Consider the following 15,587-nt stretch of genomic DNA (forward strand, 5'->3'; position numbering starts at 1 on the left):
CGCACGGCGCGGGGCGCGACTTTGGCCGAGGCGTCCCCATCTCACCTGCGACGACGGAACCGACGATCCGGCGTGGCCGCAGCGATCGTTCGCCGCGCGGCACACCGGCTTGGTCGGGCAGTGCAGGATGAGGAAGCGATGAGCGGGTGGGACAACGGTTCGAAGGGCCGGTCGGTGCCGAGCGGTCGCCTGTCGCGGCTCGGACAGTTCGGGCGGCTGGCGGGCGGGATCGCCGGCGGCATGCTCGCCGAGGGAGCCCGGCGCCTTGCGGACGGCCAGCGTCCGAGGGTCGGCGACATGCTGCTGACGCCCGGCAATCTCGTGCGCGTCGCCGACCGCCTGTCGCACCTGCGCGGCGCGGCCATGAAGCTCGGCCAGATGATCTCGCTGGATGCCGGCGACACGCTGCCACCGGAGCTTTCCGAGATTATGGCGCGGTTGCGCGCCGAGGCCGACCCGATGCCGCGCGTCCAGCTCGAGCGGGTGCTGACGGCCGAGTGGGGCCGCGAGTGGCGCATTCGCTTCGAGCGCTTCGACGACCGTCCGATCGCAGCCGCCTCGATCGGACAGGTCCATCGCGCCCGGACGCTCGACGGCCGCGAGCTGGCGATCAAGGTCCAGTATCCTGGCGTGCGCGGCAGCATCGATGCGGATGTCGACAACGTCGCGACGCTCCTGCGCGTCTCCGGCCTCCTGCCGCCGCAACTCGACATCACGGCCCTTCTCGCCGAGGCGAAGGCGCAGTTGCACGAGGAAACGGACTACCGCCGGGAGGGCGCCGAGATGGAGGCCTACGGCCGCCTTCTCCAAGGCAACGACGCCTTCGTCGTGCCGACCGTCGCCGCCGACTTCACGACCGACAACGTGCTGGCAATGTCGTTCATCGAGGGCGTCCCGATCGAGACGACCGCGGGACGCTCGCAGGAGGAGCGCGATCGGATCGCCGCCCGCCTCATCGGCCTGACGCTCGACGAACTCTTCCGCTTCGGGCGGATGCAGACCGATCCGAACTTCGCCAATTTCCGCTACCAGCCGGCGACCGCCCGGATCGTGCTTCTCGACTTCGGTGCCGTGCGCGCCGTCACGGCCGAGACGTCCGAGGCCTACCGCCGGCTTCTGGCTGCCGGCCTTTCGGAAGATCGCGAGGCGGTGAAGCGCGCCGCGGTCGAGGCCGGCTTCCTCGGCGAGGCGGCGGTGCGGCGCCATGGAGATCTCGTCGACCGGATCATCGACCTGATCGTGACGGAAGCGTCGCGCGGGGGGCCATTCGACTTCGCGGACCGACGCCTCGTCCCGATCATCCGCGAGCACGCGACCGCGATGGCGAGCGACCGGGCGACCTGGCACATCCCGCCGACCGACACGCTTTTCGTCCAGCGCAAGGTCAGCGGCATGGCGCTGCTGGCGGCTCGCCTCCAGGCCAAAGTCGATGTCCGCTCGATGGTGCCGGCCTATCTTTGACCGGCCGGCAGGCCTGCCCTAGAGCGCCGCCTCGCGCTTGCGCTGCCACTGCGATGGCAGCGCCCACCAGGGCACCCATGGCTGGTCATGGTGCTCGTGGTGGTAGCCGAAATGGAAGCAGGACAGGAGCGAGGCGAGGTAGCCGAACTCGTTGGAGCGCGCATTGTGGCCATCCACGAAGCCGCTTTCCTCGTGGCGGTGCGGGCGGAACGTCCCGAAGTAGAAGAGCTGGATCGACGAAAGGAGCGAGGGCATCCCGTAAAACAGGACGACGTTGGCGACCGATGCCCCGAAGACGACGATGTAGAGCGTCACGACGGTGCTGACGAAGAGGATCGACCGCCGGCCGAAGTAGCGCATGAAGAAGGTGCGGAACCAAGGCCAGAAGCGGTCGGGCTCATCCGCGAAGAAGTCGGGATCGTCGATCGTGCCCGGCGCGTCGTGGTGGGCCATGTGGGCGGCGCGGATGCGCGCCCAGGCGAAGCCCGCATAGATCGTCAGGATGAACGTGCCGATCGCCGCGTTCAGCCGCGGCCATCCGGGCACGAGCGAGCCGTGCATCGCATCATGCGCCACGATGAAGAGGCCGACGGTCAGCCAGCACTGGACGGCCACGAGCAGCGGGACGAACGGCGCGGTCGTCCAATTCAGTTCGAGAAAGAACACCGCCCCGAAATGGATCGTCAGCCAGGACACGAGGATCGCGGCCGCCAGGGTGAGTCCGATCGCGGCCTGGAACGGGCGAAGCGTCGGGCGCGCGGACGCGGCCGGCGCGCGCCGGGCGATCGTGTTCATCTCGGTCAGGGCGGTGTATTCGTGCATCACGCTCAACCTACCTCGATCGCCCCGCCCGAACAGCACCATGCGGCACTATGCCGGTCGATTGCGGCTGTTTGCCGATCTTGCGACATCGGTCCCCTGCGTCCTGCCACCGGTTGGCGCGGGAGGGAAGTCGGCTCGTTGCCGCGCGGGGATCGACGATCACGAAGCGGAGAGGCGCAACCGCAAATCCGCGCCGGACCCGCGTCGCCTCCTGTGGCGATAGGGCGCGATCGGGAAATGCTTGGCAGCGGCGCGGTCCCTTGCCATACCCTAGCCCCGTTCGGCATCGAAACACGTGTGGAACCCATTCAGCGAAGCGGCCATGACCCTCGACTTCCTCCTCTACGCCCTGATCGTTCTGGTGACCGTGGTCGCGATGGAGGGGTTCGCCTGGGGCGCCCACAAATACGTCATGCACGGGCGCAGCGGCTGGGGCTGGCACAAGTCGCATCACGAGGAGACCGAAGGACTATTCGAGAAGAATGACCTCTACGCGGTCGTCTTCAGCGTCTTCGCCGTCGCCCTGTTCTTCGTCGGCCATTACCTTTCGCCGATCCTCCTCGCCATCGGCTGGGGGATCACGATCTACGGTCTTCTCTACTTCGTCGCCCATGACGGGCTGGTGCATCAGCGCTGGCCCTTCCACTACGTGCCGCATCGCGGCTACGCCAAGCGCCTCGTACAGGCGCACCGGCTGCACCACGCTGTGGAAGGACGCGACCACTGCGTCTCGTTCGGCTTCCTCTACGCGCCGCCGATCGACAAGCTGAAGGCGGAACTGCGCCGCTCGGGCGTGCTCGACCGCGAACGCATCGAGCGCTCGGTCGTCGCGCAAGGCGCGGCGCACGCCCCCGTCCGCGACTGAGCGTGACGGGAGCGGCGGTCGGTCGGCTTGACGCCTCTAGAGGGCCGTGAAAGACCGTTCGCTCTCGACCCGACCGTCATACGCCCTGGAGGCTTCATGCAGGACTTCGCGAGCGCCGGACCGGGCGACGATCTGGCGGCGCTGATCGACCATACGATCCTGAAGCCCGAGGCGTCCCGCGCGGACGTCGCGCGGCACTGCGACGAGGCGGTGGCGAACGGGTTCGCGTCGGTGTGCGTCAACGGTGTGCACGTCGCCTTCGTCGCCGAGCGACTGTGTGGCACGCCAGTGAAGACCTGCGCCGTACTCGGGTTCCCGCTCGGCGCGGGCGGCGCCGGGGCCAAGGCGGCGGAAGCCGCCTGGCTGGTCGGCGAGGGCGCCGAGGAACTCGACATGGTGCTGGATATCGGAGCCCTACGCGAGGGGGATCTCGACCGGGTGCGCGCCGACATCGCAGCGGTGCGCGAGGCCTCCAAGGGCCGCGTCCTGAAGGTGATCCTGGAGACGTGCCTGCTGAACGAAGCGCAGATCACGGCGGCATGCCGGATCGCGGCCGAAGCCGGCGCGGACTTCGTGAAGACCTCCACCGGCTTTTCGACCGGGGGCGCAAGCGTCGAGGTGGTGGAGCTCATGCGCCGCACGGTCGGCCCGGACGTCGGCGTCAAGGCATCGGGCGGCATCCGTACCGCAGAGACCGCGCGGGCGATGGTCGCAGCCGGTGCGAACCGCATTGGCGCAAGCGCCAGCGTCGCGATCGTCGGGGCGGCGAAAGAGAGCGCTTCGGGCGGCTACTGAAGCGCCATGTCGAAGGCCCACCCCGATGATGAGGTGAGTCGTCTTGTCGGCCGAAGCTCCTGGCTCACCACCCCGGGGCCCGAACGGGACCCGCTCCCGATCAGAACGAGTAGGCGAGGCCGATGCGGCCGATGAAGCCGTCGTTGTCGAAGCCGTAGGAGATTCGCTGTCCCGGGAAGGCGACCGGATCGGACGCGTAGACGGTCGTGTTCTCGAGATCGTAGTACAGGCCCTCGGCCCGCACGCTGATCGACTGCGTCAGCTTGTGCTCGATGCCGCCGCCCACGACATAGCCGTAGAGCGTGTCGCTGGTGCTCCAGTCCGGCGAGTTGTAGCCGAATTCCGGGATCGCGAGGGCGAAGCGGTTCTTCACGTCGCCGATGGCAAGGCCGCCCGTCGCGTAGACGAGGGTCTGGTCGAACGCCATGCCGAGGCGCGCGCGCACCGTGCCAAGCGCCTCGACCTCGGTCTCGTAGGACGTGATCGTCTGGACGCCGTTGAACTGCGGGTCGGGATTGGGGTCGCGAAGGTTCAGCCCGGCGCGGGGGTTGAGGTCGAGCCAGGAGATGTCCGCCTCGACACCGGCGACGAACTGGCCGAACTGATGATTGTAGCCGACGCTGACGCCGCCGAGGAAGCTGGTGTCGCTGTCGTCGATCGCCTGCGGGAAGAGGCCGTTGCTGACGTCGAGCCGGATCAGCGATCCATCATAGGCGCCGAGATCCGCCTGGCCGTCGGAATAGGCCGCCCCCAGGAACCCGCCGACGGTGAAGCCGGTGAAGTTGATCGGCGCCTCCACAGGAACCGCGACCACGGGCTCGGCCATCGTCAGGTCCGCGGCGGCCGCAGGGCCAGCCATCAGCAGCGAGGCGAGTGCAAGTCTGGTCGTCAGGGTCATGGTCGGTCCCACCGCGTGGATACGTCACTTCACGAACAGGTTTATCGGTCGGATTTGAAGGAATGGTTAACACTGCTGCACGATGGACTCTGCCTCATTAACGCGCAGGCAAGTCGGCATCCGAGAAAGTGAGGCCATCCAAGGGTGCCCGGGATCGAGGCGCCCTCCCCGTTCAGCGGATGCGCCATGCCAAGCCGAGCGTTTTCAGACGCCTATTTCCGCCTGCTCCAGCGCTTCATCCCGCCCGAGATCGCGCAGCATCGCGAAGCGGCCAACTGCGCGCGGATGTTCCTGATCAGCCATACGGTGGGGCCGATCCTCGGCAATTCCGTCCCCCTGGCGCTCTACCTCCTCGATCCGACGCCGGGCTGGGACCTTCTGGCACTGGGCGCGGCGATCAACGCGTTCTGGATTTTCCCCTTCCTCCTCAAGGCGGGGATCTCCTACACACGCCTTGTCTCGGCGTCGGTGCTGAACCTCAATTTCAGCATCCTCCTCAGCCTCTACTATAACGGCGGCGTTTCCTCGCCGACGACGCCCTGGATCCTGATCATCCCGATCCTGTCGCTGTTCTATATCGGCGGCGACCCGAAGGTGCGCATGCGCCTGCTTCTGATTTCGGCCGGCTGCTTCGCGGTCTTCTTCGCGCTCTATCTCATCGGACAGCCGCCCCGCAACGACCTGCCGGAATACGCCCAGCATGGTCTGGGCATCGTCTCGACGCTGGCCGCGCTCTGCTATGTCGCGATGATGGCGATCTATTACGGTCGCATCTTCGATGCGAGCCGCGAGCTGGAGGCGGAAGTCCGCCGCCGGCGCGGTGTATCGGAGGAGCTGCGCGGCGCGGTCATTGCGATCGAGGCGGCGACTGCGGCCCGCTCGGAATTCCTCGCCCGCATGAGCCACGAACTGCGCACGCCCCTCAACGCGGTGATCGGCTACGGCCAGATCCTCAAGGAGGACGCGATCGAGGAGCGCGACGCGATGATGGAGAAGGACGTCGACAAGATCCTCGACGCCGGTCAGTACCTCCTGCGTCTCATCAACATGATCCTCGACCTGTCGAAGATCGAGGCCGGCCGCATGAGCTTCGACAGCCGCCCCCTGGCGATCGAGGCCGTGCTCGCCGCAGTCGCCCAGCGCCATGGCGAGCGCGCCCGCGAGATGGCGACGCGCCTTTCGGTCTCCTGCGCCACCGACCTCGGCCCCCTCGTCGGCGACGAGCAGCGCGTCACGCAGATCCTGGACGCCGTGATCGAGAACGCCGTGACCCACACGAGAGGCGGCACGGTGACGGTGGAAGCGAGGCCGGCGACCGATGCCGCCATGTTCCAGATCGCCGTGCGGGACACCGGGGCCGGCATTCCGCCCGCCGTCCTTTCGACCCTGTTCGAGACCTTCAGCGTCGACCGCGACGCGGCGGAGGGCAGATACGGCGGCACCGGCCTCAACCTCACGCTGGTTCATCGCCTTTGCAAGGCCATGGGCGGCAGCATCGAGGCGACGAGCACCGTGGGCGAAGGCAGCATGTTCACGATCACGCTGCCGCGCGGCCAGACCCATGCGGCAGGCTCGACCACCCGTCCGCAGCGCGAACTGGCCCTTGCGGCCTGAGACGGGACGCCACCGGCGATGTCCGACGTTAACCATTCTTCATCCAATATCTCCTACAGAATAGACGAATCGGCCAGGTGGTGGCGACGCGCCCTGTCGAATCGTCGACTTCCCTTTCCTTCGCAGGATCGCGCCGAGGCCAACGCCATGACGAGGCACTTCCTCTCCCTTCTCCTTCTCCCGGCGCTCTGGCTCGCGCCCGAGGCCCGCGCGGCCGATGTGGCCGGCGCTCCTATCGAGGAGCCGGTCGCTGCCGACACAGGCGTTCCCGATCCGTCGCGCTTCTTCGTGCGCGCCGGTGTTGCCAGCATCATGCCGAGCGAAGGCGCAACCATGCGGGTTGGCGGCGCTGTCGTGCCCGGTGCGACGATCGCGATCGACGACCACGTCACGGGCCTGGTAGAACTCGGCTACCGTCTCAACCCGAACCTCTCCCTCGCCTTCACCGGCGGGTTTCCTCCCGACATCGATATCGACGGCGCGGGCACGGCCGCCCCCTTTGGGCGCGTCGGCGGGATCGTCTATGGCCCCACGGCTTTGACGTTCCAGTACCAGGTGCGCGAATGGGGCTGGTTCCAGCCCTATGTCGGCTTCGGCCCGATGTTCATGTTCGTGTTCGACAACAAGGACGGGGCGATCAACGAGCTCGACGTCGATCCGGCCATCGGGATCGCCGCGCAGGTCGGCGTCGACATGATGGTCAACGACCGGTTCGGCATCTTCCTCGATGCCAAGAAGGCGCGGCTGCGCACGTCGGCCCGCGGAACGCTCGGCGGCGCGCCGATCGAGGCGGACGTCAAGCTCGACCCGCTTGTTCTCTCGGGCGGCATCACCTTCCGCTTCTGACGCCCTTCCCCCAAGAACCTGGATTCTCATGGACCGCTCGCCTCGAAGGAGGCGGGCGGTCTGTTCGTTTCGAGCGATGGCATCCGGCATGTCGCACCGCTGGAAACCGTCGTCGAACGGATCACTTCGCCTGCCTTACTTACCGACCAGACGTTTGCCCGCAGTTTACCATTTCACGCTTTGGTATCCAATACTTGCAAGCTCCCACCTCTTCACTGATCTTTATTGTTCATCCGATAAGGTCGCCCACAAACAACCAATAAGACAATTCAATAGGGGTGTGGACGATGGCGAGCGACAAGGCGCTGACGGGCAGCATGCGGGACTTCCGGGTCATGGAAGACACCGATCTCCTGCAACGGTGCGAACGGTTCTATGACTGGCAGGACGAGCGGCGGCGTCACGGCGTGTGGCCCTTCTCGCGCGCCACGGAGACCGGCCCGGCCTCGAGCTGCGGCGTTCGCGACGACACCGGCAACCTGATGGAAGGCGTGAACTTCGCCTCGCAGGACTACCTCGGTCTTTGCGCCCATCCGGCGGTGCGCGCGAGTGCCCATGCGGCAATCGACGAGATCGGCGTCCATTCCGCCGGCTCGCCCGCTCTCGTCGGCAACACCGCGAGCTCCATCGTCCTCGAGCGCGCGCTCGCCGACTTCCTCAAGATGGACGAGGTCGTCCTCTATCCGACCGGCTGGGCGGCCGGCTTCGGCGTGATCAAGGGGCTCGTGCGTTCGCACGACTACATCGTGATGGATGCGCTCGCCCATGCGTGCCTCCAGACCGGCGCGCAGGCCGCCACCCGCAACGTCGTCCTCTTCCGTCACCTCGACAACGAGCACTGCCGCGAGCGCCTGCGCACGATCCGGGCCCGCGATCCCAAGGCCGGGATCATGATCGTCACCGAGAGCCTGTTCTCGATGGACAGCGACACGCCCGACATCGCCGGCCTGCAGGCTCTGGCGAACGAGTTCGGCGCCACGCTGATGGTCGACGTGGCCCATGACCTCGGATGTCTCGGCGCCGACGGCACCGGTCACATCGGCATGCAGGACATGCTCGGCAAGGTCGACCTCGTGATGGGGTCCTTCTCGAAGACCTTCGCCTCGAACGGCGGTTTCGTCGCCTCGCGCAAGCGTGCGGTGAAGGAGTATCTGCGCTTCTATAGCCCCTCCTGCACCTTCTCGAACGCGCTTTCGCCGGTGCAGGTCGCCATCATCGGACAGGCCCTGTCGATCGTGCGCTCCAATGAGGGCGCGGCGCTTCGCAATCGTCTGCTGGGCAACGTCCTGTCGCTGCGCCGGCAGATTGAGGAGCGGGGCATGGGCGTCTACGGCGATCCGTCGGCGATCGTGTCGGTCAAGACCGGCGACGAGAAGCTCGCGCGCATGACCGCCAAGATCCTGCCGACGCTCGGCCTCGTGTCGAACCTCGTGGAATTCCCGGCCGTCGGCAAGGGGCTTGCCCGTTTCCGCCTGCAGGTGATGGCGACGCATTCCGCCGCCGAGGTGGAACTGGCCGCCCGGCACATGGAGGCCGGCATGCAGGCGGCTCGTGCCGCGCTCGCACACGGCCAGGGACAGCGCTTCGCGATCGCCTCCTGAGGGGCGATCGGCACGCCGAGACGAACGCGGGATCGGGAGGGGACGCCTTGAACGCCTGGATCGAAAGTCTTCTGGCCTGGTTCGCGCCGGGCTCGGCCGGCCGCAGCCGGTCCGAGAACGAGATGATCCGCGTGTTCGTCTTCACGCACCTGTTCGGCCCCATCATCGCGCAGCCGATGGGGCTGTTCCTGTTCTTCACCTCGCCGAGCGTCGACGCGCCGCTCGTGATCATGATCGCGGCGATCTGCTCGTTCTGGACGCTGCCGTTTCTCCTGCGCGCCACGGGCGACATCAAGCTCGCCTCGTTCCTGTCCTTCCAGCTGCTCGCCACGACGGCGCTGTTCGGAACCTTCTTCTACGGGGGGTTCAGCTCACCCTTCCTGCCCTGGCTGATCGTCGCCCTCTTGCTCGGCCTGTTCTACCATGGCGACCGCCAGCGCCTAATCCTGATGGTCTTCGCGCTGGACATCGCGGTCTTCCTTGGAGCGGCTGGATACTGGGGCCTCGTTCCCATCGTGCCGACGGCGGCGCTACGCATCCTCGGATGGCTCTCGATCGCCGCGGCCACCGTCTACATGGGCTGGATGGCGATCTACTACGCCAGCGTCACGGCGCTGCGCGACGAGATGGAAACCGAGGCCGAGCGCTACCGCCTGACCGTGGTGGACCTCGAAAAGGCCCGCAGCGCCGCCGAGCGCAGCAGCCAGGCGCGCCGCCGCTTCTTCTCGAAGATGAGCCACGAGCTTCGCACACCGCTCAACGCCATCATCGGCTTTTCCGAGATCCTGCTGGAAGAGTGCGACATGGACGCGCCGTCGGCCGACACGAAGGCGTCCGACATCCGCAAGATCAACATGGCCGGTCGCCATCTCCTGTCGCTGGTCTCCGACGTCCTCAACCTCGACGGCGAGGCGGCCAACCAGCAGCCCGTGAAGCCCTCGCAGTTCACGCTGCGCGAACTGTGCGACGACGTGGTGGCCAACACGCAGCCCATGGTCGAGAAGAACGGCAACCGTCTCGTCCTGATCTGCCCCAACCCGGCGGCCGACGTGACCACCGACCGGACGGTCGTCCGACAGATGCTCCTCAATCTCCTCAGCAACGCGGCGAAGTTCACCGCGAACGGCACCGTCCAGCTGTCCGTCACCCTCAATGCCGGTGCCGAGAACACACTGACGCTCGCCGTCACCGACACGGGCATCGGCATGCGCAAGGAGGCGCTGTCGCGGATCTTCGCCGACTACGAGCAGGCCGAACTTTCCACCAGCAGCCGATACGGCGGAACGGGGCTCGGCCTCTCCCTCACCAAGCGCCAGGCGATCCTGCTCGGCGGCGACATTTCCGTCACCAGCAAGCATGGCGAAGGGTCCTGCTTCACCATCCGGCTTCCGGCCCATCTCGAGGCCGAGCCGAAATATGCCGATCCGGACACGCCGATTTCTCTGCCGCAGACAGCCGTCGCCGAGATGGCCGCATGAACCGCCCCTTCGTTCCGACCAACCTTCGAGATCCGATCATGTCGTCCCAGACGATTTCCCATTCCGGCGAAGTGTCCTTACCGGTTGCGTCGGCGGCTCCCCGCGTCCTCGTGGTCGACGACGTCCAGGACAATCGCGAAATCCTCACCCGGCGCCTCGTGCGGCGTGGCTTCGAGGTCGTGGAGGCGAGCGGTGGCCTTCCGGCGCTCGAGGCCGTGGAGGCGGAGCGCTTCGACCTCGTCCTTCTCGACATCATGATGCCGGACATGTCGGGCCACGAGGTGCTGCGCCGGATCCGGCAGACGCGATCCCAGGCCGAGCTTCCCATCGTGATGGTGAGCGCGAAGTCCGAGAGCGCGGATGTCGTGGCCTGCCTCGAGGACGGCGCGAACGACTACGTCACCAAGCCGGTGGACTTCGCGATCGCCTTTGCCCGCATCCAGACCCAGATCTCGCGCAAGCAGTCGTTCGACGCCGCGCGCGCCGAGCAGGCGGTGCTGGAGATGCGCGTCGAGGAGCAGCGCGACAGCCTCAACGTCAGCGAGGATCGCCTTCGCTTCCTCGCCTATCACGACGCCCTGACGCAGCTTCCCAACCGCGTCGCCCTGCGCGAGCGCCTCAGCGCCGCGCTGGTTCGCAGCGCGACGGTTTCGGCCGTCCTTCTCTTCATCGACCTCGATCACTTCAAGGCGGTGAACGACGAACGCGGCCACGAGGTCGGCGACATCGTCCTTGCGGGCGTGGCCGAGCGATTGTCCACTTCGCTGCGTGCCCCGTCCTTCGCCGCGCGCCTCGGAGGCGACGAGTTCGCTCTGGTGCTCGAGGGCGAGGACGCCGCCGAGGCTGAGCCGGTCGCCGACGCCATCGTGGCGCGGCTGTGCGAGCCGTTCGATCTCGGCGGCCCGTCCTGCCAGATCGGGGCGTCCTGCGGCCTCGTCCGCCTGTCGCCCGCGTTCGCCGACGTCGACGAAGCCCTGAACGCTGCCGATACCGCGATGTACGCGGCCAAGGCCGACGGCAAGGGAAAGGTGAAGGTGTTCTATCCGGCGATGCTGGAAGAACGCCGGACCCGCCGCATCCTCGAGATGGACCTGCGCCATGCGGTTCAGGACGGCTGCCTCGAACTCAACTTCCAGCCGCTGTTCGACGCCCAGACCGCCAGGCTCAAGTCCTTCGAGGCTCTGGTTCGCTGGCATCACCCGACGCAGGGGACCATCGCTCCTGACCAATTCATCCCGCTGGCCGAGGAAACCGGGCTGATCGTGGCGCTCGGCGACTGGGTCCTTCGTGAAGCGTGCGCGGAGGCCGCCCAATGGCCTGCCGATATCGGCATCGCCGTGAACGTCTCGGCGCTCCAGGTCGGGCACGGCGAGATGCTGCCGGTCCTCGTCAACACGCTGGCGGCGACGGGGCTCGATCCGAGCCGCCTCGAGCTCGAGATCACCGAGAGCTCGCTCCTCGCCCTCAAGCCGGAGACGGTCGGTTTCCTGCGCTCCGTGCAGGAACTGGGGGTGCGCGTGTCGATCGACGACTTCGGCACGGGCTACTCGTCGATGAGTTCGCTGCAGAACTTCCGGTTCGACAAGATCAAGATCGACCGGAGCTTCGTGCAGGCGATCAACGGCGACGCCAAGAGCGTGGCGATCATCAAGTCGATCCTCGAGCTGTCGTCGAAGATCGGCGTGACGACCACGGCCGAAGGCGTCGAGACCTCGGCCCAGCTCGACTACATCACCGCCAACGGCTGCACCGAAGCGCAGGGGTTCCTGTTCGCCAAGCCGATGAGCAAGGAAGCCGCGCGCGAGTTCATCCGCCAGAACGCCTGACGAGGGCTCAACGACGGCGAAGGCTCAAGGCGCTGGCAAGGTCCGACGCGGGCGGCGGACTGGATGTCAGGTCGAGATCGGCCAGAAGCGTCTCGACATGGCGCTTCATCAGCCCGGACGCGTCGTCGCCGGCCCCGCGCACCAGGGCGTCGAGAAGCGCGAGATGGGCGGCGTTGTCGCAAAGCGTCGCCGTCTGCCGCCAGTAGAGCGCGATCACCAGCGAGGAGCGGGACAGGAGCCCATCCACGATCGCGGCGAGGACGCCGTGGCCGGATAGCGCGGCGATCCTGCGATGGAAGTCGGCGGAGTGGTAGACGGCCTCGCGCGGGTTGTCGGCGTGCAGCGCGTCATGCTCGGCGTCGATCGCGGCGCGCAGCCTCGCGACGTCGTCCGGCCCCATGCGCTCGGCCGCAAGGGCGGCGAGCGGCGGCTCGATCACGGCCCGCGCCTCGAAGATCTCGCGCGCCTCGCGCGGTGTCGGATGGGCGATGCGGGCGCCCTTGTTGCGCTGGAGGATGACGACACCGTCCCGTGCCAGCGCCTGCAGGGCGGCCCGCACCACCGTGCGACTGACGCCATAGATTTCGGCGATCTCCTCCTCGACCAGCTTGGCGCCCGGCCCGAGGCGGTGACGCGCGATCGCATGCATGATGCCGTCGCAGATCGGCTCCCATGAGGCCGTGACGTCGCCGGGGGAAGCGGGATCGGGGGGCACGCGTCGTCTCCGTTCTGGGCGGCCGTCGGCTGCCGACGTCTTTCATGCAGGAACCGTGCCACGCCGACCGAGTGACGATCAGCGGATCGGATACACAAATTGTATACGCTTTAGGCAGGAAGCGAGAGGCGGCGCTTCGTCCATGGGCATCGGGCGCCGCCCATGGATGCGTTGCCTTCCATCTCCGCTGCCGAAGCCGCGCGTTTCCGGCCAGCCTCGATGTGGCACGCTTCCTGCATTCGTCTCCTGCGAGAGAAGCGGAGACGGACGCATGGCCCCTGGAGACCTCGAACTCGTCAAACTGACCAAGCGCTACGGCGCGACGACGGCGGTGGACGCGATCGACCTGCGCGTGCCGGCCGGCACCTATTGCTGCTTCCTTGGACCCTCGGGCTGTGGCAAGTCCTCGACCATGCGCATGATCGCCGGCCACGAAAGCGCATCGGGCGGCGACATCATCTTGGGCGCCAACAACGTCACCGATCTGCCGCCAGCCCGGCGCGGCACCGCGATGATGTTCCAGTCCTACGCGCTGTTTCCGCACCACACCGTTCTCGACAACGTCGCCTTCTCCCTGAAGATGAAGGGCGCCTCGAAGGACGAGCGATACCGCAAGGCGCGCGCCGTCATGGAGCTCGTCGACCTCGCGCGCTTCGAGACGCGCATGCCCGCGCAGCTTTCCGGCGGCCAGCAGCAGCGCGTCGCGCTCGCGAGAGCCCTTGTCACCGATCCCGGCATCCTCCTCCTCGACGAGCCGCTGTCGGCGCTCGACCCGTTCCTGCGACTTCGCGTCCGCACCGAGCTGAAGCGCCTGCAGCGCGAACTCGGCATTTCCTTCCTTCATGTCACGCACGGGCAGGACGAGGCGATGGCGCTCGCCGATCTCGTCGTCATCATGCGTGACGGCCGCATCGAGCAGGCGGGCAGCCCCCAGGACGTCTTCCACCGCCCGGCCACCGGCTTTGTCGCCCGCTTCATGGGCGGCCATAACGTCCTGCAGCTCGACGGCCGGCCCGTCTCCGTGCGCGCCGACCGGGTGCGCATCGGCGAAGGCAGCACCGACGCGCGCTCCGTCTCCGGCGAGGTGCGCGGTGTCGAATACGGCGGTGCCACCGTCACCGTCGTCGTCCATGCCGGCGACGCCGGCGAGATTACCGCCGTGATCCCCGAAGAGCAGTTCAACGCGACCCCGGCCGAGCTCGGGCAGACGCGTGCCGTCCATTGGTCGCGCGGCGACGAGTTCGCCCTCGAAGCCGCCTGATCCTTCCGCCCTCCTCCAGCCCCGACCCAAGGAGACCACCTCATGAGCGACACCCCCAAGACCAGCGGGCTCGACCGCCGCGCCTTCCTGAAGTCCGGTGCGGTCTTCGCCGCCGGCGCGGTCGTGACCACCAAGGTCACCGGCTTTCCCTTCGTGTCCGGCGCGCGGGCGCAGGAGGCCAAGACGCTGCGCTATCTCGGCACGGCGGTGAACCAGTCGACCGAGATCGCCGCCAAGGTGAAGGAGGATCTCGGCATCACGATCGAGTACGTGCCTGTCACGACCGACGAGGTGACGAAGCGCATCATCACCCAGCCCAACACGTTCGACATCGTCGACACCGAATACTTCTCGCTGAAGAAGTTCGTGCCGACCGGCAACCTGATGGGCATGGACGCCAAGCGCATCAAGGAATTCGACAACATCACGACGGTGTTCACCAAAGGCGAGATCGACGGCAAGAAGATCGGCGACCAGGGCACCGCGCCGTGGAAGGTGCTCTATCTCGAGGCCAACAAGTCCAAGGCCTTCTCGGCGACGCCGACGGAGTGGATCTCGCTGATCCCGACCACCTACAACGCCGATACGCTCGGCATCCGGCCCGACCTCATCAAGCGCCCGATCGAGAGCTGGGCGGAACTCCTGAACCCCGAGTTCAAGGGTCGCGCCTCGATCCTCAACATCCCCTCGATCGGCATCATGGACGCCGCCATGGCGATCGAGGCGTCGGGCAAGTACAAGTATCCCGACAAGGGCAACATGACCCGCGACGAGATCGACCTGACGATCGACGCGCTGATCGAGGCCAAGCAGGGCGGCCAGTTCCGCGCCCTGTGGTCGGACTTCAACGAGAGCGTCAACCTCATGGCCTCCGGCGAGACCGTGATCCAGTCCATGTGGTCGCCCGCCGTCACCGCCGTGCGCGCCAAGGGCATCGACTGCCGCTTCCAGCCGCTGAAGGAGGGCTACCGCGCCTGGGCCTCGGGCTTCGCCCTGCCCGCGACGCTCGAGGGCCCGAAGCTCGACGCCGCCTACGAGTTCGTCAATTGGTTCCTGTCCGGCTGGGCCGGCGCCTTCCTCAACCGCCAGGGCTACTATTCCGGCGTCCTGTCGACTGCCAAGTCCGCCATGCAGCCCTACGAATGGGCCTACTGGATGGAGGGCAAGCCGGCCGAGAAGGACATTCTCTCCCCGCAGGGCCAGGTCATCGCCAAGACCGGCGACGTGCGCGACGGCGGCTCCTTCAACGAGCGCATGGGCGCCGTCGCCTGCTGGAACGCAGTGATGGACGAGGACGCCTACATGGTCCGCAAATGGAACGAGTTCGTCGCGGCATAAGGCGCGGCGGTTGTCGCACGGGACATGATGTCCCCTGGCCCCTCCTCATTTGATGAGGTGTCCGAAG

General features: G+C 67.1%; 13 protein-coding genes. 10 read left to right on the plus strand and 3 right to left on the minus strand.

Annotated elements, in window-relative coordinates:
* The first annotated feature begins 138 nt into the window (after positions 1–138).
* Complete coding sequence (locus ACLNGM_RS19640) at positions 139–1,461, plus strand: ABC1 kinase family protein (RefSeq protein ID WP_416356234.1); 1,323 nt, start codon at positions 139–141, stop codon at positions 1,459–1,461.
* Between the two features lie 18 nt (positions 1,462–1,479).
* Here ACLNGM_RS19640 and ACLNGM_RS19645 read toward each other — a convergent pair whose 3' ends face one another.
* A complete protein-coding gene (locus ACLNGM_RS19645; protein WP_416356235.1) occupies positions 1,480–2,283 on the minus strand; it encodes a fatty acid desaturase in 804 nt (267 codons plus the stop codon).
* A 322-nt stretch (positions 2,284–2,605) separates the two neighbouring features.
* On the opposite strand from ACLNGM_RS19645, the gene ACLNGM_RS19650 reads away from it, so the two are divergent.
* A complete protein-coding gene (locus ACLNGM_RS19650) occupies positions 2,606–3,148 on the plus strand; it encodes a sterol desaturase family protein (RefSeq protein WP_090958852.1) in 543 nt (180 codons plus the stop codon).
* A gap of 96 nt (positions 3,149–3,244) precedes the next feature.
* A complete protein-coding gene (deoC, locus tag ACLNGM_RS19655; protein WP_416356236.1) occupies positions 3,245–3,943 on the plus strand; it encodes a deoxyribose-phosphate aldolase in 699 nt (232 codons plus the stop codon).
* Positions 3,944–4,043: 100 nt separating this feature from the next.
* Here deoC and ACLNGM_RS19660 read toward each other — a convergent pair whose 3' ends face one another.
* Positions 4,044–4,841, minus strand: a complete 798-nt coding sequence (locus tag ACLNGM_RS19660; protein ID WP_416356237.1) for an outer membrane protein — start codon at positions 4,839–4,841, stop codon at positions 4,044–4,046.
* A gap of 186 nt (positions 4,842–5,027) precedes the next feature.
* Between ACLNGM_RS19660 and ACLNGM_RS19665 the strand changes: the two genes are divergently transcribed.
* The 5 genes from ACLNGM_RS19665 to ACLNGM_RS19685 all read left to right on the plus strand — a co-directional run bounded on the left by ACLNGM_RS19665 (position 5,028) and on the right by ACLNGM_RS19685 (position 12,206).
* On the plus strand, positions 5,028–6,455 hold the full coding sequence (locus ACLNGM_RS19665) for a sensor histidine kinase (RefSeq protein ID WP_416356238.1): 1,428 nt from the start codon (positions 5,028–5,030) through the stop codon (positions 6,453–6,455).
* A gap of 147 nt (positions 6,456–6,602) precedes the next feature.
* Positions 6,603–7,301 carry an OmpW/AlkL family protein gene (locus tag ACLNGM_RS19670; RefSeq protein ID WP_416356239.1) on the plus strand — a complete coding sequence of 233 codons (699 nt, stop codon included), beginning with the start codon at positions 6,603–6,605 and terminating at the stop codon, positions 7,299–7,301.
* A gap of 287 nt (positions 7,302–7,588) precedes the next feature.
* Positions 7,589–8,902, plus strand: a complete 1,314-nt coding sequence (locus ACLNGM_RS19675) for an aminotransferase class I/II-fold pyridoxal phosphate-dependent enzyme (protein ID WP_416356240.1) — start codon at positions 7,589–7,591, stop codon at positions 8,900–8,902.
* Positions 8,903–8,949: 47 nt separating this feature from the next.
* Complete coding sequence (locus tag ACLNGM_RS19680; protein ID WP_416356241.1) at positions 8,950–10,380, plus strand: sensor histidine kinase; 1,431 nt, start codon at positions 8,950–8,952, stop codon at positions 10,378–10,380.
* The gene (locus ACLNGM_RS19685; protein ID WP_416356242.1) at positions 10,377–12,206 is read left to right on the plus strand and encodes a putative bifunctional diguanylate cyclase/phosphodiesterase; all 1,830 of its coding nucleotides are present in this window, start codon (positions 10,377–10,379) and stop codon (positions 12,204–12,206) included. The genes ACLNGM_RS19680 and ACLNGM_RS19685 overlap by 4 nt, the downstream gene beginning before the upstream one ends.
* A gap of 7 nt (positions 12,207–12,213) precedes the next feature.
* Here ACLNGM_RS19685 and ACLNGM_RS19690 read toward each other — a convergent pair whose 3' ends face one another.
* The gene (locus ACLNGM_RS19690; protein WP_416356243.1) at positions 12,214–12,921 is read right to left on the minus strand and encodes a GntR family transcriptional regulator; all 708 of its coding nucleotides are present in this window, start codon (positions 12,919–12,921) and stop codon (positions 12,214–12,216) included.
* A 271-nt stretch (positions 12,922–13,192) separates the two neighbouring features.
* On the opposite strand from ACLNGM_RS19690, the gene ACLNGM_RS19695 reads away from it, so the two are divergent.
* On the plus strand, positions 13,193–14,182 hold the full coding sequence (locus ACLNGM_RS19695; RefSeq protein ID WP_416356244.1) for an ABC transporter ATP-binding protein: 990 nt from the start codon (positions 13,193–13,195) through the stop codon (positions 14,180–14,182).
* 42 nt (positions 14,183–14,224) lie between these two features.
* Positions 14,225–15,520: an ABC transporter substrate-binding protein gene (locus ACLNGM_RS19700; RefSeq protein ID WP_416356245.1), complete on the plus strand. Its 1,296-nt coding sequence runs from the start codon at positions 14,225–14,227 to the stop codon at positions 15,518–15,520.
* The last annotated feature ends 67 nt before the right edge of the window (positions 15,521–15,587 follow it).

Origin of the sequence: Aureimonas phyllosphaerae (assembly GCF_047943035.1) — a bacterium.
Classification (GTDB): Bacteria; Pseudomonadota; Alphaproteobacteria; order Rhizobiales; family Rhizobiaceae; genus Aureimonas; species Aureimonas phyllosphaerae.